The sequence below is a fragment of the Sphingobacterium paramultivorum genome (assembly GCF_014109745.1).
GTDB classification, from domain to species: domain Bacteria; phylum Bacteroidota; class Bacteroidia; order Sphingobacteriales; family Sphingobacteriaceae; genus Sphingobacterium; species Sphingobacterium paramultivorum.
The window spans coordinates 6,386,601-6,411,272 of record NZ_CP058555.1; the positions used below are offsets into that span (position 1 = coordinate 6,386,601).

General features: G+C 37.6%; 23 protein-coding genes. 10 read left to right on the forward strand and 13 right to left on the reverse strand.

Translation table 11 applies throughout. The features are described 5' to 3' along the window. Positions 1 to 113: 113 nt before the first annotated feature. The 3 genes from HS960_RS26535 to HS960_RS26545 form a co-directional block, all read right to left on the reverse strand. Positions 114 to 1,277 carry a PepSY-associated TM helix domain-containing protein gene (locus tag HS960_RS26535; protein ID WP_182330891.1) on the reverse strand — a complete coding sequence of 388 codons (1,164 nt, stop codon included), beginning with the start codon at positions 1,275 to 1,277 and terminating at the stop codon, positions 114 to 116. A gap of 87 nt (positions 1,278 to 1,364) precedes the next feature. Next, positions 1,365 to 1,844, reverse strand: coding sequence for a hypothetical protein (locus HS960_RS26540; RefSeq protein WP_182330892.1), 480 nt, complete (start codon positions 1,842 to 1,844; stop codon positions 1,365 to 1,367). Between the two features lie 170 nt (positions 1,845 to 2,014). Then, on the reverse strand, positions 2,015 to 2,590 hold the full coding sequence (locus tag HS960_RS26545) for a GNAT family N-acetyltransferase (protein ID WP_202883722.1): 576 nt from the start codon (positions 2,588 to 2,590) through the stop codon (positions 2,015 to 2,017). A gap of 363 nt (positions 2,591 to 2,953) precedes the next feature. On the opposite strand from HS960_RS26545, the gene HS960_RS26550 reads away from it, so the two are divergent. After that, positions 2,954 to 4,483, forward strand: coding sequence for a DUF2931 family protein (locus HS960_RS26550; protein ID WP_182330893.1), 1,530 nt, complete (start codon positions 2,954 to 2,956; stop codon positions 4,481 to 4,483). Positions 4,484 to 4,498: 15 nt separating this feature from the next. Here the strand turns inward: HS960_RS26550 and HS960_RS26555 are convergent, their stop codons facing one another. Beyond that, positions 4,499 to 4,846, reverse strand: coding sequence for a GNAT family N-acetyltransferase (locus HS960_RS26555; RefSeq protein ID WP_182333327.1), 348 nt, complete (start codon positions 4,844 to 4,846; stop codon positions 4,499 to 4,501). Positions 4,847 to 5,270: 424 nt separating this feature from the next. Between HS960_RS26555 and HS960_RS26560 the strand changes: the two genes are divergently transcribed. Continuing rightward, complete coding sequence (locus HS960_RS26560) at positions 5,271 to 7,001, forward strand: tetratricopeptide repeat protein (RefSeq protein ID WP_182330894.1); 1,731 nt, start codon at positions 5,271 to 5,273, stop codon at positions 6,999 to 7,001. A gap of 453 nt (positions 7,002 to 7,454) precedes the next feature. Beyond that, positions 7,455 to 8,132 carry an ATP-binding cassette domain-containing protein gene (locus tag HS960_RS26565; RefSeq protein ID WP_182330895.1) on the forward strand — a complete coding sequence of 226 codons (678 nt, stop codon included), beginning with the start codon at positions 7,455 to 7,457 and terminating at the stop codon, positions 8,130 to 8,132. A gap of 58 nt (positions 8,133 to 8,190) precedes the next feature. Here the strand turns inward: HS960_RS26565 and HS960_RS26570 are convergent, their stop codons facing one another. Continuing rightward, positions 8,191 to 8,874, reverse strand: coding sequence for a YceI family protein (locus tag HS960_RS26570; RefSeq protein WP_070566941.1), 684 nt, complete (start codon positions 8,872 to 8,874; stop codon positions 8,191 to 8,193). A gap of 308 nt (positions 8,875 to 9,182) precedes the next feature. Between HS960_RS26570 and HS960_RS26575 the strand changes: the two genes are divergently transcribed. The 3 genes from HS960_RS26575 (at position 9,183) to HS960_RS26585 (ending at position 12,937) form a co-directional block, all read left to right on the forward strand. Further along, entirely contained in the window at positions 9,183 to 9,566 is a 384-nt protein-coding gene (locus tag HS960_RS26575) for a winged helix-turn-helix transcriptional regulator (RefSeq protein ID WP_182330896.1), read from the forward strand. Positions 9,567 to 9,723: 157 nt separating this feature from the next. Then, positions 9,724 to 11,070, forward strand: a complete 1,347-nt coding sequence (gene acpA / locus HS960_RS26580) for an acid phosphatase (protein WP_182330897.1) — start codon at positions 9,724 to 9,726, stop codon at positions 11,068 to 11,070. A 34-nt stretch (positions 11,071 to 11,104) separates the two neighbouring features. Beyond that, positions 11,105 to 12,937, forward strand: a complete 1,833-nt coding sequence (locus tag HS960_RS26585; protein ID WP_182330898.1) for a cytochrome-c peroxidase — start codon at positions 11,105 to 11,107, stop codon at positions 12,935 to 12,937. A gap of 51 nt (positions 12,938 to 12,988) precedes the next feature. Here HS960_RS26585 and HS960_RS26590 read toward each other — a convergent pair whose 3' ends face one another. From HS960_RS26590 to HS960_RS26600, 3 genes are all read right to left on the reverse strand, one after another. Beyond that, entirely contained in the window at positions 12,989 to 13,573 is a 585-nt protein-coding gene (locus HS960_RS26590; RefSeq protein ID WP_182330899.1) for a hypothetical protein, read from the reverse strand. 130 nt (positions 13,574 to 13,703) lie between these two features. After that, positions 13,704 to 14,216, reverse strand: a complete 513-nt coding sequence (locus HS960_RS26595; RefSeq protein ID WP_182330900.1) for a GNAT family N-acetyltransferase — start codon at positions 14,214 to 14,216, stop codon at positions 13,704 to 13,706. Positions 14,217 to 14,503: 287 nt separating this feature from the next. After that, complete coding sequence (locus tag HS960_RS26600; RefSeq protein ID WP_182330901.1) at positions 14,504 to 14,863, reverse strand: response regulator; 360 nt, start codon at positions 14,861 to 14,863, stop codon at positions 14,504 to 14,506. Positions 14,864 to 15,071: 208 nt separating this feature from the next. Here HS960_RS26600 and HS960_RS26605 point away from each other — a divergent pair, with 208 nt between their 5' ends. Then, entirely contained in the window at positions 15,072 to 15,863 is a 792-nt protein-coding gene (locus HS960_RS26605; protein ID WP_202883723.1) for an NIPSNAP family protein, read from the forward strand. Positions 15,864 to 15,876: 13 nt separating this feature from the next. Here the strand turns inward: HS960_RS26605 and HS960_RS26610 are convergent, their stop codons facing one another. The 4 genes from HS960_RS26610 to HS960_RS26625 all read right to left on the reverse strand — a co-directional run bounded on the left by HS960_RS26610 (position 15,877) and on the right by HS960_RS26625 (position 19,739). Continuing rightward, entirely contained in the window at positions 15,877 to 16,278 is a 402-nt protein-coding gene (locus HS960_RS26610; RefSeq protein WP_182330902.1) for a hypothetical protein, read from the reverse strand. Between the two features lie 205 nt (positions 16,279 to 16,483). Next, complete coding sequence (locus HS960_RS26615; RefSeq protein WP_182330903.1) at positions 16,484 to 17,338, reverse strand: AraC family transcriptional regulator; 855 nt, start codon at positions 17,336 to 17,338, stop codon at positions 16,484 to 16,486. Between the two features lie 139 nt (positions 17,339 to 17,477). Beyond that, positions 17,478 to 18,035, reverse strand: a complete 558-nt coding sequence (locus HS960_RS26620) for a hypothetical protein (RefSeq protein ID WP_182330904.1) — start codon at positions 18,033 to 18,035, stop codon at positions 17,478 to 17,480. Between the two features lie 165 nt (positions 18,036 to 18,200). Further along, on the reverse strand, positions 18,201 to 19,739 hold the full coding sequence (locus HS960_RS26625) for an ArnT family glycosyltransferase (RefSeq protein WP_182330905.1): 1,539 nt from the start codon (positions 19,737 to 19,739) through the stop codon (positions 18,201 to 18,203). A gap of 168 nt (positions 19,740 to 19,907) precedes the next feature. On the opposite strand from HS960_RS26625, the gene HS960_RS26630 reads away from it, so the two are divergent. The 3 genes from HS960_RS26630 to HS960_RS26640 all read left to right on the forward strand — a co-directional run bounded on the left by HS960_RS26630 (position 19,908) and on the right by HS960_RS26640 (position 23,765). Further along, positions 19,908 to 20,834: a 2-hydroxyacid dehydrogenase gene (locus tag HS960_RS26630; protein WP_182330906.1), complete on the forward strand. Its 927-nt coding sequence runs from the start codon at positions 19,908 to 19,910 to the stop codon at positions 20,832 to 20,834. Between the two features lie 152 nt (positions 20,835 to 20,986). Then, positions 20,987 to 23,056, forward strand: a complete 2,070-nt coding sequence (locus HS960_RS26635; protein ID WP_182330907.1) for a M48 family metallopeptidase — start codon at positions 20,987 to 20,989, stop codon at positions 23,054 to 23,056. Between the two features lie 118 nt (positions 23,057 to 23,174). Beyond that, positions 23,175 to 23,765, forward strand: a complete 591-nt coding sequence (locus tag HS960_RS26640) for a dihydrofolate reductase family protein (RefSeq protein ID WP_088162534.1) — start codon at positions 23,175 to 23,177, stop codon at positions 23,763 to 23,765. A 52-nt stretch (positions 23,766 to 23,817) separates the two neighbouring features. Here the strand turns inward: HS960_RS26640 and HS960_RS26645 are convergent, their stop codons facing one another. Continuing rightward, positions 23,818 to 24,315 carry a DinB family protein gene (locus tag HS960_RS26645; RefSeq protein WP_075993798.1) on the reverse strand — a complete coding sequence of 166 codons (498 nt, stop codon included), beginning with the start codon at positions 24,313 to 24,315 and terminating at the stop codon, positions 23,818 to 23,820. Between the last annotated feature and the right edge of the window lie 357 nt (positions 24,316 to 24,672).

The following is a 24,672-nucleotide window of genomic DNA, read 5'->3' on the forward strand; positions in this document are numbered from 1 at the left end:
ATATTGCTTATAATAGACTAAGTGCGATCATCTCTTCTATTGGTGTCTAATTGTGTGTTTGAGATAAGAAACTACTTAAAAAAGTTTAAAATAAGGATAATACGCATGGTAGACTATGCTATGGTTTGAAGTTGAATTGCTTTCTTCTTTTGGCTTTTTGACAGTTTCTTCTTCTTTCTTTTGTTCAGCCATATCCATATCCCTGTGATGGGGAGAGATGCTGCTAGTGTAACGGCTAAGCATGCAATAATTTTAGAGGGTAGTCCAAATATCGATCCCATATGGATGGATTTCATCATCCGTTGAACCTGCTGCGCCAATGGTAACTTTTCTAAAGGGTTATTTTTAAGTAACTGTCCGGATTTGCTGTCAAAGAATGCCTGGTTGATCTGTAAAGTTGCATTTGAAAAGTTTTCCTTGGTTAACGCAAAAGCTAAATCCTTCTTTTCAGGAAATGTGACAATTATATTTCCCGAGGTAGGGTATAGGCTGTTTAACTGCTGATAGATCGTATCCAGCACAAGGTAATCTGAAAAAGCCAGTTTGTTGGCGTTGCCGATCTTCTCTTTTGTTGATTTTTGGGTTGAACCCAATACTTTATAGAATTGTTTATTGTACCAATCGAAACTCCAGGTCAATCCTGTTAAAGTAAAAATAATTAAAAACAAAGATGCGTAGAACCCCCCGACTGCGTGAAAATCCCAGACCTTTCTTTTGAGAGAGGCTGCCATTTTCATCGTTACACGTTGTTTGAGCATGGATTTATTTTTGGGCCACCAAAGGTAAATACCACTTAGGGCAAGAAAGAGAGCCGCTAGAGCTGAGATTCCCGTTAGGGTACTTCCGATTTTTTCGACGAGAAGAAAACGATGGATATCTAAAGTCTTTTGAAAAAAACGGTCACTCTGCCGACCTTTGGATAATAGTTCTCCAGTATAAGGATTCATATATGCATACCAGTATCCGGTCTTTTTTTGTCCATACTGTATGCGGACACTGCGGGAAGGATCTGCTGGAATTTCGATGCGAAACAACTTTTTGTCCGGAAATATGACTTCGGCTTTTTGGGAAATATGTGCAAGGGAAAGACGATTGGTTTGTACGGTTACCTTCTGTTCTTTCGGCCATAAAAGTGGGGTAAGCTCTTTTTCAAAACTCAATAACATTCCTGTAACACAAACAGCAAAAAAGATTACAGCAAATAATAAGCCCAAATAAAGATGGAGTTTTCCAAGTATATTTTTTAGAATATTTTGTTTAGCTCTTTTATTTGTCATAGATGCGCTGTCATTAGGATGAACAGCGCAAAAATACAGTATTATCAGTAATTATTCTAAATAAACGCAAAAAGTTCGATCGTGTCTTTAATCGTCCCAATCTTCATTATCAGCGTAATACTCTTCAGGTCTTCTGTCAATAGGTACGTCCTTGATCACACGGATTGCTGCATTGCCTAAGTTGACATTAATGAGGAAAGAAGGGACATTCACAGAAAAGTTCCATCGACCATTGGTCATATAGACATATCCGCCCCGATAGGGATCATAGAATGTTTTATAATCGCTAAAGTACACATGATGTCTCATATCGTAGTGATGTGCGCTAGCCCATCTGGGACGGCCATGATCATGTTCATATTCATGTTTCCAGTATTTGCGATCTTGCTTATCGCGTTCACGGACATATTTATCGTACTCCTTTTCTCGTTTTCTGATATATTTTTCTCGATCCTTGCTGCCATGCCAGCCATGGTCGTCATGTCCTCTGTGTTGTGCTTGTGTTAAAGCTGGCGTTGCCAGAACTAGGCTTAGACAGCCTACCGCAATAGAAAGTAGCTTTTTCATTATTCCCAAATTTTCATAGTTGGTATCTGGAATACAAAATCCTTGCCAATTGATCAATGGTTATTTCTGATCTAATTGGTTTTGTCCGCCAAAGCTGCTTGATTTCTTCTTAAAAGGTACTGATTAGCGGGATAAGGCCTGAATGGCGATAAATAAGATAAACACTGTATTTAATCAAGGGAAATATACATGTGGTAATATTCGCCTCCTGCGAAAGGCGTTTTTTTACCAAGCTTAAAACCAATCCTTTCATAGAGCTTTTGCGCATTGGGATTCTTTAGGTCAACGAGCAGACCAACTTGTTTAAAACCATGTTGCTTGGCATGTGTAATCGCATACTGTAAAAGTTGTGTTCCGATACCTTTACCTCGTGCAATGGGAGCAACAGCAATTGAATCGATATAAAATTCGTTGCCAGCTGTTTCGGCTTCCGGAATCAAATTATTGTTGTACTGCTCCTTCATGTGATCCAAAATAGGCTGTCTTAATTCAACAAACTGATCAGCATCGTAGCCAGTTAAAGAGCCTACAATACGTTCATTATCGTCAATTGCGACAAATGTATTCTCATAACTATAGAGATTACCTTTTTGCCTAAAAAGCTGGGTTAGAAAAAGTACTGCCTCAGTTGGATCTTCTTTTTGAATAAAACGAAATATAATGTCTCCCATCGCCTGGAGCATAATTTCAGGTACAACATGCGAATCACTCTCTTTGGCTTTTCTAATTTTATTATGTATATCCATGATTTGAAGAATAAAAACGAAGTTAGTAAACTTGATCGACTTTCCTTAGGGGACCTTTGATTGGAGTGTTTTCGAAGAAAATTTACGATAACGAGCGATCTCTTGCTGGAGAGGGGGGAAAGCTGGACCTTTACTGACTGTGTTTGAAATGGCTCAGGATATCGATCCTGGCGAAAACCGATAAAAGTTAATTAAATACATTCTTGTTAAAAGAATATATTGTCTACTTTGGGTCGAATATTTGATCAATGTACTTGAATATCGATCGCTTTATATTCCTAAAACATTTCTTGTTATTTTTGAAGTGTGTTGTTGTCGGTTAGGCGAAATCAACAGATTTTTTTGGATTAAAAACAAATTACAATGATTTTAAGAGCTACGGTTTCTGCTTTTTTGGTTGCCATCATCAGCCTAGTCGCGACCCTACTTGTACAGAATGCAGATTTAAATTTGGTTTATGCTGCATTTTGTTGTTCGCCTTATTTTATTGTTATCGCCTTGGTTTATTTCCATTTTAATTTCTTTCGGAAAAAGTTAAAGGTCTTAGAGAAACCAAAATTTGCTTTTGAACTTGGCTATGGTTTTCTTTTTTATTGCTTATTTTCTTTATTGCTTCCGGTACTTCTTTTTTTATCAACCTTGGGTGATGAATACGAGCATCGGCTTTATGCAGATCTAGGGGGAGTGATTAAGGAAATGTTTCCCTTGATTTTAACACTCAGTATTTTTCTGACATTTTTTAGCGGCGTGATTATTACATGGGCCGTAAAATCCTGGAAATATTTGGTTCCGACTTTCCTAGGATATCTTATTTTACTACCGATTATATTCGCGTTCTCAACGACAATACGTGAGTTTAATGAACTCAGGGAAGAACGCCTCACGCAAGAAGATAATATCAGGGAAGGACGCTATAAATGGTTCTGTGCGATGAGTAATCCTACAGCTTATCCCGTCCAATTGCATAAAGGCCGCTTTATCTTTCCGAAAGATGAGGATTATGAGTTTACATTTAGTGAGGGCAATATCGTGAACTATAATGCGGTGTGGGGGCAAGCTGGGGGTGGTACATATGAGCAAGTGATGTCATTGCCTAAGGCATTGGACATTACTTGGTATTCATTTGCTGAAAATGTTTTTTATCGCATGAACGGTCCGATCGATTATGGTAAATTGCGGACGTTATTCAGTACGCCATACCAAGAAAAAGGGGCGACGAAAACTGTTGATGAACATTATAATAAGATTATTTTGGGCTTTGCTCCGGAGGGTGTAGTTGTGATATGGGCCACTGGAACAGGACGTCGTCAGGTCGAAATTGGTCGTTATCAAGCAGAAAAAGTAGTGATCCATGCTACGGATACATCCAAGGATAATGGAGCGTACGGTAATATCTTTAATCAGAAATGGCGCGAACAGGTATTGTCCGATACATCGATTATTCCTTCGAATGTTCAACAAGCTATTGCAAATAAACCTATTCCCTATGGTTATTGGGATAAATTGCGCACACGGTATTCTTTACAGCCAAAACTTGTTATGTCTGCCGATATTAAAACATTCGACGCAGACTTTGAATTTTATAATGCAGAGCGTTTTGTCTTTGATGAGGGTCTTCGGGATATGGACATGGCATCTCGAGGTATTCCCAAAGATGTTTATATCAAATGGTATGATCAGCATAATAACCGATGTGCTGTGCGGTTTTTGTTTGATGAAACTGAGACATTTAAAAACTTTGCTTCATTTTTTTATGACAAAAAGAACATTGGGACTGTGCTGGAGTTCAATGTTGATACAAAGACTAAAATAGCAACAGCGACATTAAGGAATGATACTGAAAGTAAGCTGATTTTGAAAACTGAAGTAATCGACTATGGGGAGCATTTCTAAAATTCGGAAGTAAATCTAAAGATCTTTTTTCATGTTATAGTTTGGTATTTCGACTTCAGTTCGTATTTGGTTCTGCTCAGCGATAACTTTGAATCCATTGGCTTCAAAAAAAGGTTTTGCTGTTTTGCTTACGTCTGCGGTTAAAATAGTGTTTTTATGTACATGAGCTTCGGTTTCCAGTGTATTATAAAGCTTTTGTGCAATTCCTTGTCGTTGAAAATCTTTATGCACATACAAGACGTCAATATAATCTCCATGAGCTAAGGAGGCAAAACCAACAATCTTCTGATTGAGCACAGCTACAATAAAATACTGATCTTCGATTAGCCGATGCCAACGGTCATGATTATTGATGGATGATATTCATGCTACAATTTGCTCGTTATTATAATCATCTGCACACACAGTCTCAACCGTTCCAGAAAATAGGATTAATATTTCTTGTAGATCTTGCAATATTCCTTTTCGGAGAGTTAATCCTATTGTTTTTGTTTGAATTTTGTTCATCTTTTGGAAAAAGTGTTAAATAAAAGACCTGATATGCCAAATCTAGTGGGTTGCAGTGTTGTCAAAAGAAGGCGAAATTTTAATAAAAACGTATAATTATGTTAAAGTTATAAATATTATATTTATGACCGCAAGTAGACGTATCGATTTGTGAGCAATATGTCAGTATTAACCATTTTCTTGGAGTATTTTTCGTGTTAATTTTTAAGAATTATTGAAAATTAATTTGTCGGTTATGCCAATAGGGGAGACGGAGCGCTGAAATTCACCTTTTTTAAGCATGAAAACCATTTTATTTTATTTTTTTGTACTCGTTTCTTTGGTGTTGTCAGGCAACCTTAATCATGTATGTGGGCAATCTGTAGCGGAAATATCTGCTATTGAAAACCCTGTTGTCCAACTAGAAGCTGCCCTTCAGTTGCCCATTAGGTTTGACGGTGATACGATAAAGTTGAAAAATGCCTTGGCCCCAATTTTGGAATTGGCAGACAAAAAAAGGAGTGTTGCTTTAAAATGGGTCTATTATATGCGTATGGCCGATGGTTTCTCTATTGCGTTTGATCGTATAAATTTATCATCTGAACGGTATTATCGTTTGGCTGAGCAGTTGCTACGTGTACATCCAGACGCTGAATTAGAAATGTTGGGTTGTGCGCGTGAAGGGTATTACAATTTTATCTATAGACGGGTAAAAGAAGCATTTCCGTTCTTTCTACGAGCGAATGATTTAAAATCTAAAGTTAATGTCAAAAAAATCCCCTTGGTAGTCAAGCATTACCAATTTATGGCGAGTTTCTACAGTTATATAGGTGATCAGGCAAATGCTGTTGTTTATTTAGAAGAAGCTCTACCTTTTACCAAGCCGGCTTCACGAGAACGTATCGATCTGATCAATTCAATTGCTGTATATCTGGCAAAGGACTCGCTCAATCACCAAGCTTTTACCTATTTGAATCGCGCAATGGATGAGGCTAAATTGGCAAAAGATTCGGTTTGGATCGGTATCATTTCAGGTAATCTAGCGGATCATGCATGGCGAAAAGGTGAAAAGGAAAAAGCTATTGCGTTGGTCAAGAAAAATATTGAGCTCTCTGTGCGTTATAATGAGCGTAGAGATGCAATGCGGGCAAATCTCAATTTAGCAAATTGGTATATCGAACGAAAAGAATGGAAATTGGCTGAGCAGTATGTGATGGCCAGTGAGCGTTTAATAGAAGATAAGCCCTATTTTTTAAAATATAAAATGGAATTAGCAAAAACCAAATCCAACATCATGCGGGGATTGGGACGTGGAGGGGATGAGCTAAAGCAATTGCATTTATATCTGACGTTGAAAGATTCGTTGGAAAAAAGGATGAATGATAAAGAGATCCAGAAAATGCTCTGGCAAAGGGAATCTGAAAAATACAATCGGACTATCCAGGCGACGGAAGAAAAGCGGATTCGGACAAAAAGGATGTATCAGTTTATAGGTGTTATTCTTATTTTGATTTTTGCCATAGTTGTCCTGTTGGTCAATAAGTCGAAAATTAAAATTAAGATGCGGAATACACTGTTGGAGAGAGACCAACTTGCGCTTGCTTATGAAAAACAATTGCTAGATCAGGAGCTAGTGATTTTACGAAACTCCTTGACTGAATTTACAGACACCATCCGGCAAAATGATGTTGTCATCCAGCAACTTAGACAGGAAGTGATCAAGATTTCTGAATCTGATCCGGCACACATGACACAAGTTACAGATAATTTGAATGCGCTTTTGCAGCAGCACATTATGACAGATGAGCGATGGCAAAAGTTCAAACATGTTTTTAATAAAGTGTATCCAGCTTATCTGACACAAATGCGGCAAACTTATCCAAAGGTTACCGAGAATGACCTCAAGATACTAGCGCTGCTCAAATTGGATTTGAGTAATGCGAGTATGAGTGAACTGCTGTGTGTTTCGGTAGAAGCAGTTCGTAAGGCAAAACAGCGATTGAAGAAAAAATTGGAGCAAACCGAAGATTAATAAGGATCCTATGAACCTTTGAGATGTATTCGCTGGAGTTAAGGAATGTTAAAAATGATGAACGGTTATTTTTTTTGGCTATATTCATTTCAGCATTTAAAACCTGTTTATTACGATAACGCCGATTATAAAGTATCTAATATATTTCCTATTGAATTTCATCAAGACGATACGGTTGAGTATAAAATTTTTTAGATTCATTATCCTCTTTAATTTATTTGTGACAGGCTGTATTCTTTTGCAATCGCCACGTTTTATGCTGAATTCCATCGGTATGATGTCATTTTATATGTTCATTTTTTGGTTTAAAGTCATTGGTTCTATTATTTCTTTTATTGCCGAATATATTTTTCATCTTCCTAAGAAAGAAGTATTTCTAAAAAATTTGCATATATCTCCCATAAGTCTGCTGATAAGGCTTACTGTAATAGACTTTTTGTTATTTATAATTTTATGTTGGAGTCTGAAAATTTATCTAATGAGCTATTATACATAGATAGTTTATCGTTTAGTCGTGGTGGCGGAAGCATTCTTTCGGGGCTTTATTTGACATGTGCGCAGCATGAAGTAGTCGGAATTTTGGGTAGAAATGGTAGTGGGAAATCTACCCTGATGAACGTCATATTTGGACGTATTAAAGCGGATTTTGCTTTCATGCGTTGCAAAGGTATCAAATTTGAAAAAGGCTACCAGACAGGAGAGATTACCTATCTCCCTCAGGAAGGTTTTTTGCCTAGAAATTTGCTGCTTTCTGAAGCCCTTCAATTTTTTCAAATAGATGATGTTAATTTACTGGAGCTCCCATTGATTCAAGAGAATTTAAATAGGCGATTAAGTAGCCTATCTTTGGGAATGATTCGTTTGTTTGAAACGCTATTGATCATTTATACCAAAGAATCCATCACTTTACTTGATGAACCCTTTGTCGGTCTTAGCCCTATTTATATTGAACTCATTAAAGAACATATTAAGCTAGTAAAACATCGAAAAGGAATATTGATATCAGATCATTATTTTAGGCAGGTAATGGATTTAAGTGACCGATTATACCTTCTAAAAGATTCACACTTGACCCAAGTCCTGAATGAAGATGAGCTCGTATTTGGAGGTTATTTAAATCAAATAGATTAATCAAGTTGAGTCTACCCGATTAATCTATTTGCTAAGAGCGACTAAACGCTATTGAAATCTATTTTGCATTTTTTGCAGTGACATTAAGTTCAATGTCAACGTTTTGTGCGATCATCCAATCTTGTGGGTTACCTTCTGTACCGTAAGTAAGACCCCAATCTTGTCTTTGGATCGTAAATTTAGAGTAGAATGTTACTTCGTCACCATTGAACGTGATTTTTGCAGGAAAAGTTACATTCACAGTTTTATCTTTGATGGTTAAGTTACCACTGACCGTATTTGTCGCATCAGCAACAACACTTTTTCCTTGTGCTGCATCGAATGGACCAACTTTGGTGATTTCGAATTTTGCAGTTGGATATTTTGCTACGTCAAAGAAATCAGCACTTTTTAAATGTGCATCCAAATCTGATGATTTTTTACCACCGGATGTTGCAGGATCTACAGAAGCTGTATCTGTCAGAATAGAATTGACATCGATTGTGAAAGTACCACCAGTAACTGCGTTATTTTCAGCTGAAAGTGTTCCTTCGCTTTTCAAAACACCATATCTTGGGTTTAAACCGCCTTTATGGTAACCAGTCCATTTTAATGAGCTTTTATCTGCTTCAACAGTGTAAGTCTGTCCTTTTTGTTCAGTTACTTCCTGAGCAGTTGTTGTTGTTGCTTTGTCGCCATTTGTATTTTGACAAGAAGCTAACAACAGGATAAGGGCTAAACCCGAGATTAATTGTTTTTTCATTTTTAATCGTTTTATTTTTTATATGTTATTTACACTTTACATTTTGCAGCATCAACTGTGCCAATTTGCACCTTCTGGTGTTGCCGATACAAAGGTAGATGATAGATAGTTTATTTTTGGTATCAGTTTCCTTAAAGAAACTACTTTCCAAAAAGATAGTGGTCTGTAACTTTATAAATGCTTATTTTTGTAAGAATAAAGAAATCATGTCAGCGGTCCAAGCTTTGCTTGTGTGTTCATTTATCGTTGATCGTATAGGGATAAGGAAGTCTGTGAGGGTGGACAATACATGAATAAAAAATAGTGAAATGAAAAAGGAAGCAACTTTAACGTCGTCAGGTGCATGCAAAACACGCGTGTTGGCCATTAACGATACCATGGAGATTTTGGCAGGAAAATGGAAATTTCATATTATAGGTACCTTATTGTTGGTCGAAAAATTGCGTTTTATGGAACTGCTGCGCGAAGTTGAGGGGATAGGTGCGAAGATGCTGTCTAAAGAACTGCAGGATTTGGAAATGAACCAGCTGATTAGGAGAACAGTATTAAATACCAAACCCCTAACGGTAGAGTATGAGTTGACCGAATGCGGAAAAACTTTGGGTCCAATCATCGATGAGATTACCAAGTGGGGTATAACCTACAGGAGTAAACTTTATACCAAGAATGAGGAAGTGGAAGCTACGACCTAGTATGTAAACACGCCTTTGTTTTTAGTGATAAGAGGGTGGATGCCTGTAAAGAACCTGATACGTTAGCCGCAAATCCCTTTGATTATAGGTTATGAAAACGATAATAATTGTAAGTTTGTTATAGAAATTACAGTCTAACCTACTAAAAGAAGACAGGATGCGGTTACAACACTTATTTTATTTGTCTCTTGGAGTTTTGAGTATCAGCAGTTGCGGAGTTACCAAAAACGCCCGACACCAAGAGATTTCCTTTGATGAAGGGATCAAAAAAATTAACCATGTGGTTGTTATTTATATGGAAAACCATAGTTTTGACAATCTTTATGGCGAATTCAAGGGAGCCAATGGCATAGCGAATGTCAAAAAGGGGGATTTTTTACAGGTAGATGAGAATGGTAAAGCCTATCAATACCTCCCCGAAATTCCCCGTAATAATTCCTTTCCAACCAATCTGCCCAATCAATTTTTTAATATAGACCAGTATGTACCTTCGGATAAGGCGACGCCCGATGTTACACACCGTTTTTATCATAATCAATTGCAGATCAATGGTGGAAAAATGGATAAATTTGCACTCTATAATGATTCCAAAGGTTTAGCGATGGGCTATTACAATACAGAGAAGCTACCTTTGTATCCGTTTGCCAAAGCATATGCATTGTGTGATAATTTCTTTCAGAGTGTATTTGGCGGATCCTATTTAAATCATATTTATATGATTTCCGCAGCTATTCCTGTTTGGCCTGATGCACCAAGCTCAATGGTTGCTAAACTCGATGCAAATGGAAAGATGATTAAAGATGGTGTAGTTACGCCAGACGGTTATGCGATCAATCATGTGCTTTCTCGCAACAAACCTTATCCCGCGAAATCTGATACTTCCAAATTATTACCTTCTCAGACTATGCCGACCATTGGCGATCGCCTGACAGAGAAAAATGTAAGTTGGGCTTGGTATTCAGAAGGCTGGGATGACGCTGTTGCCGAACGTAAAAATAATTTTGCCTACAATCATGAGCCTTTTTTATATTTCGCTAATTATGAAGATGGTAAGGAAGGGCGAAAACACATGAAGGATCAAAACGATTTTATTAAAGCCGCAAAAGAAGGAACGCTTCCTAGTGTCTCTTTTGTTAAACCGGGTGGAGGCAATGATGAGCATCCTGGAAGTTCGGCGGTCTATTCATCAGAACAACTTGCCGTTAATTTGATCAATGCTGTATTGGAGGGACCGAATGCAAAAGATGCGTTGGTGATTTTGACCTACGATGAATTTGGTGGTTTTTTTGACCACGTTAACCCACCCGTCGTTGACCGATGGGGACCTGGGAGCCGTATCCCGGCAATTGTCATTGGACCATTTGCTAAGCGTGGTGTAGTGGATCATACGCCGTATGAAACAGTGAGCATCCTTTCATTTATAGAAAAACGCTGGGGAATAGAGCCTCTTGCTGAAAGAGATAGAAAAGCAAATCCCTTTAGAAATGCGCTCGTTTTCAAATAGACGGTTTTTATATCGAGAGATAGGAAATTGAACTATGTGTAAAAAGGTTGTCGTGTTTATCTTATTGGTTGCAATAGTATTTACCCTTGGATTTACTACAGGGCAGCCTGTTTATACAAAACAAAAAGAGGGCAATGCCCGTGAGCATCTGATTCAGAAAGAAGTACTGGGTCTGATGCTTTCTTTTAGGACATATATCAAGGATACACTGAATGCCGAAGTACAGAAAGGTATAGTGGATACGTTACGGCTCAGAAGAGCCTTTTTGAAGACGAGGCTCCTTTTTAAAAAGTTTGAATGGGCGTCCGAATATTTTACTGCAGATCTATCCAGAAGATTAAATGGTCCTCCGGTGGAGGAAGTTGAAAATGCAGATTTGTTGGATCCTTCTTTAGCTAGGGGGGTGGAGCCTATTGGATTGCAGGTGATTGAAGAGCTTATCTATCCCACTTACGATAATAGCAATAGGCAAAAGCTAATTCGTGAAATCGAACATTTGATAACCAATACGGATTATTTGATTTCCTATTTTGAAGATCATCAATTGGAAGACTGGCGTATTTTAGATGCAACAAAATTGGAGGTGTTTCGGATTATTGCCTTAGGAATTACTGGTTTTGATAATGCGCTTTCTCGAAATAGTATGATCGAGTCCTCCATTGCGTTAGGCAGTCTACAGCAAATTCTTTTGCAATATGAAGGTAGAAAAGAAACGCTAGCTTTGATACTTACAGGGGCGATCAAATATTTGCAACAACACGCGGAATTTGAATCGTTCGATAGGGCGCAATTCATTACCCAATTTGCCAACAACATCAGTACGGAGATAGCACAGTTGGAGCGTAATCTTCCAGGCCCTAAAATAAGATACAATCGGATGCTTCGGCAAGACGTCAATACGATGTTTGATCTGAATGCATTTAATGTAGATGCCTTTAGCCCGGGGCCGAAATTTCACTTCAGTAATGAAAAGGCCGTATTGGGCGAGAAATTATTTTATGATGTTGCTTTATCAGGGACACATACGAGAAGTTGCGCTTCATGCCATCATCCGGACCTCGCATTTACGGATGGGTTGAACTTGCAAGTGGACATTCATGGTTCGGGACGTTTGCTCAAACGTAATACGCCTACTTTGCTCAATGCGGCCTTACAGTCCAACTACTTCTATGATATGCGTTCGTTGACGCTGGAAGATCAGATACACGATGTCATTAGTAATAAGCAGGAAATGGACGGCTCGGTAACTGATATCGTTCAATACGTTTCTTCGGATAAAATCTATCGATCATTATTTAATAAAGCATTCAATACAGCGGATGGCCCGATCTCAGCTGAGCAGGTAAGCAATGCACTTGCTTCTTATATTCGTGGCCTGACCAAAATCAATAGCCGATTTGATGATTATATGCGTGGGGATAAGAACGCATTGTCCAAACCGGAAGTGGATGGGTTTAATTTATTTATGGGCAAGGGAAAATGTGCGACCTGTCATTTCCTGCCTTTATTCAACGGTGTTACACCGCCCAAATTTATTCAGAGCGAAGTCGAAGTCCTGGGGGTACCAAAATCCCTGAAAGATTCTGTGCTGGATTCAGATTTAGGGTACTATGATATCATTGGTGTTGATTCGTATAAATATGCCTTTAAAATACCTTCTGTCCGGAATGTAAAGAAAACTGCTCCCTATATGCACAATGGGATCTATCAGACCTTGGATGAGGTCATGGAATTTTATAATAATGGGGGAGGGGCAGGATTGGGGATCAAATTACCCAATCAGACATTGTCAGATGAAAATTTGCATCTGACCGAAAAGGAAATGAAAGATATCATTGCGTTTATGGAAAGTCTCGAAAGCCAATAAAATGGCTGGTGGGGTATCTCTTTTAGAATCCTATCGATTGTTTTTGCTGGTCTAAGGAGTTTTATTGAGCCTAAATGAGGGGGCATCAAATTGATTGAGCTCCTGCAGTAACGGTAAGGGATTAATTCTTATCGTAGTTTTTCTTTCTTGTAGATTCTCTTCGGACCCTAGCGCTTTTACCTGTTCAGTTTTTATTCCAGTTAATAAGTTGAATTGGGTTTCAGTCGTTGTGTTTTTGCCATCCCAGGTTCCTTTTTCTAGGTAGATCAATTCAAAATTTCCATTTCTGCAACGAAATGTATAGTTGGCATGCCCATCTGTGATATCGGCTAATATATGAAGCTGACCATTTTCGATAGCGAAGTTGGGCAGCGGAAAATGGGGTTCGATCATCGTCGTTGAGGATAAGGCCAACTGTAGCTTTCCGTTGGGCTTGGACAGAAATACCTGCGTTTTAATTGGTGTTGCAGTATTTGAAGTGTCCATGGCAAGAACAATTTTATCCGGATAACCATCATGATTTATATCGCCTTCTAGTTCTTGAATTTTTGCTGTAAAACTGTCTTTTGTTGCCTTTTGCTGGCCATATAAGGCTAAACTAGTTAAAAAGAATATGCTCAAGATTAATTTTTTCATTTGGTATAAACACAGCATTTAATGAAATATAAATCGATTCAATATACGCATTCAGGATGGAAAAGCTATTATTTTACCCTATCTTGATTTCTCGGGATTGATTAACAGTCAAGTTAGTTCGCCTTACTGATTATAGGAGTAGACTATAATACATGGAGTAACCACTTGTTCCGTCGAGCCATTGTACAAGTTCTTTATGGCTATAATGAAAACCAGCTTTTCGGATAGCGGCTTTTGAAATCATATTTATTTCACGATGGCTTATAGTCAGTTTTCTTAATTGATTCTCGATGGCCCACACCATTCTTATTTTATACAAAAGACTCGATAGACCTAATTTTCTATACTGTGGCTGTATGAAAGACTGACCAAAGTAGGCTTCTTCTTTATTCAGCAACAGCATACTGGTTATCCCAATCATTTTTTCATTTTCGAAAAGACCAAAAACAATACGTGGGTATCTTATGCGTTCTGCCCAATCCATATCAGATAGTTCTATTTCAGGAGGAGTGCTCCGTCGAAAAAGTGTGGGTTCGGTTTGAATTGACTCGATACGCATCGCTTTATAAAGTGGGGACTCGCTCTCTGTCAGCTGACGTATGTGGAATGAACCTGATTGAAATGTTAAAACGGACTCTGACATAGCGTAGTTAATGCTGTCTTAATGATTATTTCTAATACTATAATGCGAAAGTATGTATTATTATTTATACTTCAAATGTGGTATTGCATTCATTCCAAATTGCTGATTCCCGATGATTATGCCGCGACAACTATAACGATATATGCCTGCAATTGGGTAAGCCACAATTGTATTAAAGCAGCACATGATCCTATTCGTTTCAATGTGGCCTTATGCGCAAGTAGGGGGGCAAAATATAAGTTTCACGAGTAGCATTTCCGTAATGGTCCTGAAATATAAGAATAGAACTACAGTAGTTCAGCTATTCTATTTTCTAAATCTTCTAGATCAAAAGGCTTAGCGAGATAGCTGTCTGCTCCGGCTTGCTGGGCTAGTGTTTCGATATCGGTATTAGCGGATAGATAGATTACAGGGATATTGCGATATAAGGGATGATTTTTGAGCAATCGTGTGGCTTCTACACCGCCTATTTTGGGTATCCAATTGTCCATCAAAATTAAATCAGGATGTACCTCTTCTACTTTTTCGATAATATCATGGGAAGTTTCAGAGACGGCCATATTATAGCCATTTGTTTCGAGGATTATTGTGCATATTTCAAGGACATGTTTATCATCGTCCAACATCAGTATTGTTTTATTTGGCATGTTGTAGTTTTAAAAAAAGGTGGAGCTAAATTAACTAAAAAGCCTTAGGGGAAGCATGGGTAAAATACCGATTCTAGTAAGTAGAAATCCCCATTTTTAGGCTTAATGGAAGATAGTTTTGTGATGAGACGAATCGTCCGAGTTTGAACTTTCAAAATTAATATTATCTTTATTTTCTAATTAATATCCAATTTTGTCCTGAATTATAATGAAAAAATACATTTTTGTTCCCAATTGGCATTTCATATTGCCGCTATTATTTATCATGGCAGGAAATTGTCTGTTCGCTTTTGAGAAATCGAAACAAGCGTATTTTCAATTGAAAGTATATCATTATGAGAACGATGAGCAGGAGAAAGTCATTGACCAGTATCTTGAGTCGGCTTATTTACCGGCATTGCATAAATTGGGATTTAAAGAAATCGGTGTATTTAAACCCTTAGAAAATGCAGTTGGCCAAGATAGATTGGTTTATGTGTTCATCAGTGCTGCTGATCTCAGTTTGCTGGTTAATTTGGATCAGCGGCTGGCCAAAGATCAAAAATACCTGGAGGCTGGAAAGGTTTATATTGAAGCAGGTTATAGCAATCCTCCTTTCAAAAGGTTGGAGACAATATGGATGAAAGCATTTGAAGGAATGCCCAAATCAGCGCTTCCTAAATTATCTGCTGAAAAAAATAAACGCATTTATGAACTACGCAGTTATGAGGCTGCGACGGAGAAACTGTCAATGAATAAGATAGACATGTTCAACAATGGTGAAATCGATATTTTTAATAAGCTAAATTTTAATGCTGTTTTCTATGGACAAGTAATTGCCGGTAGTACGATGCCCAACCTGATGTATTTGACGGCATTCGAAAGTATAGAAGACAGGAATACACATTGGAAAGATTTTGGACCTTTATACAAACCAATGCAGGATTTAACTCAATACCAGAATAACGTATCTAAAAGTATAAAGGTGTTATTGTTTCCTACCGCATATTCCGATATTTAGAATTCGATTTAATTTATTTTTTTCTAACAAATAAATTAAATCTTTTGCACCAGTCAAAAAAGCTGACTAAAGCCTGTCTGTCCAATTTTTCAAAACTGTAAATCTTATGGGGATAGGGGAGGGCATTGGTATAGATGCCTGTATTTGCTAAAACAAGCATAGGGCCATCGCTGTCAATTTTGTCAAAATATTTGCTGATGATTTTATAATGTGTATTAAAAAGTGATTCTACAGCTTCGTTGTTCGGAACGAGGGAGATGGTATAGTCGTAATCTGCATGTTGCATCTTTTGGCAATTGCAGATAATATTTTCGCCAAGGGAAACCTCATTTCCACTGTCCCAAAGAAAATTGGCGACCTCAAAAAATAAATCGTTTTTTACTTGCCCGGCAGGCTCGGCGATGAAATATCTCATTAGTTTTCTCTTTTAATTGCTTTACCTTTTAGAATTCAATTGATTACAGTGAGTTCAATCCCAACGGAGATCAGTAATTCGTCAAAAAGGATTTTGTGCCTTTTTATAATGAAGAACCAATGATCGGGAGCTCGCCGTATTTTATATTACAAAGAAATATTAATCCAGTGGGGTTTAAAAGAGATAAAAGGTGGTAAGTATTGGACTATTCGATGTTTTTGTTCCGGAATGTAAGGGCCGTCATGCCTGTTACTTTTGAAAATAAGCGCGAAAAATAAGGATAATCATCGTAGCCAAGTGCGGCAGCAATCTCCTTAACGGATTTACTTGAATGGTATAGCAGCCGTTTTGCTTCCAATACGATACGTTGTTGAATATGATAGGTAACGGGCTTTCCAGTTGCTTTTTTTATGCATTCATTGAGATAAGCTGTTGATATTTTCAATTTCTCGGCATATATTTTTGGCTGTTTATTGATGATAAAATCTTTATCCAACAATGCATTGAACTGTTTTGTAATATGCTCTGCTCTGGACTGTGCATCACTTTTTTTTGATTGTACTAAATACTGTGAAATAATTAGGGCAGCTATCGTGTTACAGCTGTCTTTCATTAACGCAGGATACAGTTTTTCGTGTTTTCTTTCGTTGAGCTTGAGACAGATATCTACCGTTTCCGATAAAATAGTGCATGTTTCTCGATCAATGTTGATCGGAGCGATCGTGTCGATATCTTTTAATGCATTTATGTAATCCGAATTTAGGTTTTCTACACTGATCATCAGGACACTAAACGTACTGTAATCCATTGCTATTCCCCGGTGTACCTGATAGGGCTGGATGATCATAACGGAAGAGGGGCCTAATCTGTGTTGTTGAAAATCTATTTCAAATATTCCATTTCCCTCTTCGAGTATAAAAAATAGATAGAAATCATCGCGATGTGCTTGACTTATTTGGTCAAGCTCTAAATTTCTAACAGCATTCTTTTTTATCAATATTCCTAAATTAAAATCATTCGGAAATGAATTTAGTGGTATAGTGTGACTCTTTTGCTGCATTTTTCTTAATGATCGATATGTACTGGATGATCCAACAACTGAATGTCTCAAAAAGGATCGCCCTTGTTAAGTGATCATTGTTGTCAAAAAGCTTCCTGTGTTTCAACGCTGGTTAGTTGATTGGAAAGCACGGTCAAATTTAAACATTTGTCAAGATAGTGAGTATATTTTTTCTATATTCGGGGTCTTTTTCGCGGAGTTCCAGGATCTTGTTTTTTAAATCCACATTGACATACCATTCCGCGTAAAGGTTCTTTTCATTTGCACCGTCGAAGAAAACTTTAGCTTTAATATAATCTTCATCAAAATGCTCTGGTCGTCCGCTGACAATAAATGCGGTGGAACCGACGCTATCTTGCATATTACCTAGCGTACCATCTATTTGAAATAGGCTATGTAGGGCCCTGGTAAAATTGTCGCTTATTTTACCTATCGAATAGAAGTTAACTCCTTCACGGTAAAATCTTTTTTTATCAACCTCAGTGTCTACAATTCCCAATTTCATATCGGGTCGAAAGGCTATTGCTAGGCCTACTGTCTCTCTACCCCAAAGCCCCTTTGCCTGAACGATATGATGTTCGTCGTCGTCCTTCCAATATTTTGTTACTGTCAATTGTAAATCCACAAAATCATCGTCTTCGCTAACATCAATTTGCTTCAGATTACCCTGTCCCTTCAAAAAAATCAAAAATCGCATAAATATCTTATTAATATGGTATTAAGCCCCAGTAGTCGCTACGGTGCTGGCGGTATTACGGCGAGCATGACTAGGTGGGAAGCTTTGGCTAAGTATATTAAAGATAATAAATATTTTATATAAAAAAAGCGCTCAGTTAACCTTAAAGGCTTAAAAGTTGCCAATTTATAAAGGAAGATTCTTTTCCTTTTTTTCTGATTCTACTTCATTTGAAACCCGTTCATTTATATTAATTTTAGCGTTGATAAAAGAGAAGATCATTGTTCCATGTTCCCGGGCGTAGCTATTTGTGATGGAGTCTGCTACCATTGACTGTGTAAATAAGGGACTGGTTGTTTTTAGTTCAGTTTCACGCTCCCAACGGTTCTTGACACGGATCAAATTGCGGTATTTTTTACTCAGATCAAACCAATTGATATAATCGGCATTGAATGAAACAGCTCTAATTCCAAGTTTGGAATAGTAATTTATAGCACCTGCCTGTCCATAATTGTCGCAAAGAACGAGTGTATTTTGACGGTCAGGAATCTGACGATAAACACTGTCCACTTTGCGGGCAAGCTCCTTCCAACCTAGCATATCCGCGAAGTCTTGTGGAAGAGGGTGTTCTTCACCGTCTTCCCAGGTTAACATGCCATATTTCCTGTATTTTTCCGGATGGTCTACAAAGTACGCTGGATTGCGGTTGGGAAAAGCAATGTCGTAGATGGGAAGAAACAGGATGACTGTTAAAGTGATCAAGATAGGCTTTAGAATTTTACCAGTATTGTTTTTCAGCAGTGAGGAAATATAGATTGCACCGAAAGCAAAATAGATTGGATAAATGCCAATAGCATAATAATCCTTGGCTCTTAGCAATAAGAAAATACCAATGGTACTAAAAAATGACCAGAAGAATAGGCGATAAGGTTTAAATGCGGGATATTTCAACAAGGCATATAAACCGAAAATTATAACAGGGAAAGTCCCGAAGAAAAACAAAAACTGAGAACGGACAAAGCTCCACCGATTGACGTGGACGAGTTGCGTGGCCTGAAGCTCTTTAAAATGAGAGAATACTGGAAAATTATTTTGATACTGCCATATTAAATTCGGTAAGATGATAAGTATAGCGATGAGTAAACTACCATATAATTTTCGTTCCGTAAACACTTTCCGTTCGGGCACGAGTGCAAGAGCTGGAACTAAACCTAGAATAAGAAATACGACGTTATATTTATTCAAAAAACCGATAGCAAATACAACAGCAATATAAATTAGCCATTTCGATTGTTGGCTGTTCAAATATCGTATAATGAGGTAGTATATGGAAGTCCAGCACAATACATCTAAAGAATTTGGCTGATATAAGCCATTCAGACGGAAGAGAACGGAAAACATGATGCAGCAACTGCCAAATACAAGTGCAAAGAGGTTTCCTTTCAACGCTTCTATAGTTTTCCAGACAATTAGAATTGTTAAGGCTCCGTACAATGCGGGGAAAAATTTGATCCAGAATTCGGAATTTCCGGTTATTTTGATCAGATAGGAGGTCCAGGAGGTCAGAGGGGGAACCGAGAGGTAGCCCCAGGCCAAGTGATTCGCTTGATCGAGATGTAGAAATTCGTCACGTTGTAATTCGTAGATCGGACTAATCAACTGATATTGAATGATGAATTTTAACAGGATGAGACCGATTAGGATAAGTCGATGTTTAAGTGCCATCTAATGTTTGATTATGGTTGTCTTCCGCCAATTTACGATTAAAATAAATTCAAATTAAGTCATTTTAATAATCATCTATTGCTGCGGATCTATGGGGATCGGTGATTTCTGTGAAGAAATCAAATGCTGGTCTATTCTAAAATGTTATTTTCGTATAAAAAAGAGATTATGAGCATAGCTTTGCTACTGAATACTGCTAGGGCAGAAGAATGGAAGGTCGAGATCACTAAACATTTACCTGATGTTAAGGTGGAGATATATCCCGAAATAGAAAATTATGATGCGGTAGAATTTGCACTTTGTTGGAAGCCTGATGCTAATTACTATACTCATTTTCCTAATTTAAAAGTTATTCAGTCGGGAGGAGCGGGGATAGATCATTTATTCCCAAATAAGATTCCTTCAACGCTCCATATCTGTAGGATAATAGATCCAATGCTGAAAAGCGATATGTTTGAGCATATTTTGACCTGTTTGATGCATGCAATGAAGAACTTTTCGATGTATGCTACAGCAAAGGAACAACAGCTTTGGCAACCATTAGTATATAAATCCATTGGTGAAACCAGTGTAACAATTTTAGGCTTAGGTGAGATTGGAGGCTATGTTGCCGAGAGGCTGGTTCAGTTGGGGTTTCTAGTAAAAGGATGGTCCAATTCCCCTAAAGCGCTTCCAGGGGTAGTTTCTTTCTCGGGACAGGAAGGACTTAAGGCGGTTGTGGAAAATAGTGGTTTTGTTGTCAATATTTTACCCCTGACCGATGCTACAAGAGGAATTCTAGATCATAACCTTTTTAAATTGTGTACGAATGGAATTGTCCTCATAAACGTTGGTAGAGGTGATCATCTCGTTGAAAATGAGCTGCTGGCGGCTATTGATAAGGGGCAGATTGCCCAAGCTTACCTCGATGTCTTTCACCTGGAACCGCTGCCAAAAGATCATCCATTTTGGTCCTGTTCTTCTATTTTTATAACACCGCATGTCGCAAGTCGAACCAATATCAGTTCGTCGGTTTTACAGGTAGTAGACAATTATAAACGAATGATTCGGGGGGAGGTTTTACTGAATGAAGTTTCTTTGGAAAAAGGTTATTAATGATAATATCCCCTTTAAGGGGCTAATGATAATGTACTCTGATGTGTAAATTGGGTGTGTTTTTTTGTTTCTGATTTTTTGTAAACTTATAAGCAAATGGATTTTATTTTTTAGATTTATATAGTCAATTATCCTTGCTTTATTAACGGTTTATGAACGTACAAGTATCTACAAACTTTAGAAAACACGCGCGTAAAACAATTTTATCTATTGTTGTTTTTGCGGTTACTTATGTTATTCTGCTACTCTTGGCAATAGGTATTACTGTTGGTTTTACTTTATTGGGACTATTGATATTCACTGCCAAGCCCATGTTTTTAACCGCAGTATTATGTTTGGGCTTACTCGCTACAGGTCTGACTATACTATTCTTTTTATTAAAATTTGTTTTTGCGTCAACAAAAGTTGATACGGGGCATCTTACACAGATATATGAGAGCGACGAACCACAGTTATTCGCACTTATTCATGAGGTGGTAAAGGAAGTTGACACAAGCTTTCCAAAGAAAATTTTTCTATCACATGATGTCAATGCATCTGTATTCTATGACTCTAGTTTTTGGAGCATGTTTTTACCCATTAAGAAAAATCTTCAGATTGGTGTGGGGATGGTGAATGCAGTTACTCAACAGGAACTAAAGGCTATTCTTGCACACGAGTTTGGCCACTTCTCACAAAAAAGCATGAAAGTGGGTAGCTATGTTTACCATGTTAATCAGATTATCTACAATATGCTGTATAAGAATGAATCGCTGGATAATATGTTTGGTAAATGGGGTAACATCAGTGGGTACTCTGCTATTTTTATTGGTATATCGATGTTTATTATTCAACAGATTCAGCATATTTTGAAGCATCTTTATGAATATGTAAATCTCAATTATTTGGCGTTATCAAGAGAGATGGAATTTCATGCGGATGAAATTGCGGCACATGTTGCTGGTTCCCAGGCTTTGGCTGACTCGCTCTTACGTTTGGGGTTTGCAAACCATGCACTAAATAATGTACTTACTTTCTATGATAATAAATTTTCTGAAAATATCCGTAGTCGTAATATTTATCCAGAGCATCGTTGTGTCATGCTCTTGTTTGCGGAACGCAATAGATATCAAGTGCGAAATGGCTTTCCCCAGATCGAATTGGCGACTTTAAAAAAATATGATAAATCGAAGTTAAATCTTGAAGATCAGTGGTCGTCTCATCCATCGGATGAAGATCGGGTAAAAGCATTACAGAAACTTAATATTGTCAAGCAAGAAGCCAACAACGCACCTGCTATTGAATTACTAGCTAATCGTGCTGCCGTAGCAAACCAAATTTCGGATAAGTTGTTTGCGCAGGTACAGTATCAACAGCCTCCATCACTGTTAGAAATAACGTCTTTCAGTGATGATTTTGAAAGTCGAATGAACAAGTATGCTGTTGATCAAAGATTCAATGATTTCTATGACTACAATCATCCTGTGCGAAAAGGTGAAACTCCAATTTTTCAGGGACAGTCAAAGCCGACTTTTGATGAGTTATTTGCCGATAGTAGAGTTGATACACTGTATGAACTTAATAGTCTGAAAAATGATAAATATGTCGTTGAAGCAATCAGTAAAGGCGAATTAAAATTAAAGTCCTTTGACTATGACGGTATAAAATATCGAGCTGCAGATGCCATCGAATTACTAAAGAAAATTGAAGACACTATTGTAGATACGGAGCATAAAATTAGCGACTACAACCAGCAGATCCATTCTTATTTTGCACACTTGGCTGATACGCAAGGGATGTGTGAAGAGTTTGAACGAAGATATTATGATTTTGCTTTTTTCGACAAGAATTATGAGGAGGCACAAGAACTTTATGCTCACATGACGGAGAATACCCGGTTTATATTTCAGACTTTGCCCTTCGCTGATATTGAGGCAAGGTTGCAAGACGTCAAACGTAGGGAAGGAGAATTAAAAAAGAAACTGGCAACGCTTATGGCGCTTCCCGGTAGTAAGGATGAATTGGACGATACGTTGCTTACTTCATTGGACACGTATATCAACAGGGATTTAATATATTTTAATGTAGATCATTATAACGAGGATAATCTTCAAATTCTTTTTAATGCGCTATCGGCCTATAAAAAGTTATTGGATGATCAGCATTTCGCGAAGAAAAAGCACTATTTGAATTTTATGCTTACCCTTGAGGAAGGTAAAGGACAGAGAAAAGAACTGTCGTAAATGCCCTTGTATATTGACGGTTTGTCCCCGCTGTACGTCGATTGAAATGGTTTATTTTTGATAGACAGTAACCCAGTTTTGAATTGGATTTGTTTTATTAAATATTAAACTTTTTGTTATGCGGAAATTAATAATGAAAATGTCTGTTTCCATCGATGGATTTGTTGCGGGTATCCACGGTGAACTTGATTGGATGTTTAAAAGTGGCGATGATCATTCTAGCGCATGGGTTTTAAATATTTGTGAATCTGCCGGCGTTCATCTAATGGGTCGAAAGACCTTTGAAGTAATGGCTTCCTATTGGCCTGCTTCAACAAATCCTTTTGCGGCAGCAATGAATGAAATCCCTAAAGCGGTCTTTACAAAAAAGGGCTATCATCCCAAAACAGAAGATTTTGCTCACAATGCTAAGCTTCCTGCGCATTCCTCTTGGATGAATGCCCGGGTTTTTGATGCAGGTCTCATTGAAGGAATTAAAGAATTAAAAGCGGAGTCAGGGAAGCCACTATTGGCTCATGGAGGAGCTGAATTTATGCGAAGTTTAATTGAAACCGGATTAATTGACGAATATCATCTGATCACACATCCAATTGCATTGGGTACTGGGCTGCCTATATTCGACGGTCTTTCTAGATTTCTCGATCTAAAGCTCGTGAATGTGCAAGTTTTTCCAGGTGGTGTTGTCGCACATACATATTGTCCGGCGTAGAATGAAAATACGACATATAGATGTCGTATTTTTCATTCCAGCAGCTAGCTTTTTAGAAATTCTGTGAATCGGCAGAGGGGCCATAACTTGCTGGAAGGGGAATATCATTGAGTCTATAATAAACACCTAATTGTGCCCTGTGATGTGTAATCTGGTTTAATGAGTGACGAATAGCACCGTATTTGCTCCAGCTTGCCAGTTCATGGCCATCATTTTTGATGGTCCAGCTTGGAATCAAGTCTTCTTCCTTAGCTGTTTCTAAAGCATTTTTTCCTGCTTCGTAATCTTCGTCCAATTTTTTTAAGAGATCATCCCGGGTCAATAGACTTGTGGGTACATAAGCACTTTTGGCAAAGTCAAGTTCTGAAGTCTTTAAAATGGTACTAGGCCATTCGAACACTTCGACTAAGTGGGTTGCCAGACGCATCATTTTCATGCTTTTTTCATGTGGGACATATTCATTCTTGCCTTCAGGGAAAAGTGCAATAAAGTTTTTTGTAATTTGATACTCATTCGCTAATTCTTCTTTTAATTGTGGTAATGTTTCCATGTTTTTTTACTGTAATAATTTAAAATTCGATTAGTTATCCTACTAATAGCCTTTGATCTGGAATTGTTTTCTCGTTTAGTATTTCTTTTCCTTCTAAGGTTAAACAAAGATATAATCACTATGTGACAGCTATGTGTCAGTATGAATTGGATGAATCATCTATTTATGATAAAAATAAAATAGTGGCAGTTCTTATTATCTCATGTTGTTGAAAACTTGGACTGCAAAGACTCGAATAGTTGTTTTTTATAACGTTTATTTAAGCAAGCGCTGCAAATAATAAAGCAGGTCAAGCGAATTGTAAAAAGGGTGAAAAAGAGTATATAGACTAAGTATATTTGATTGGTAATTAATTAA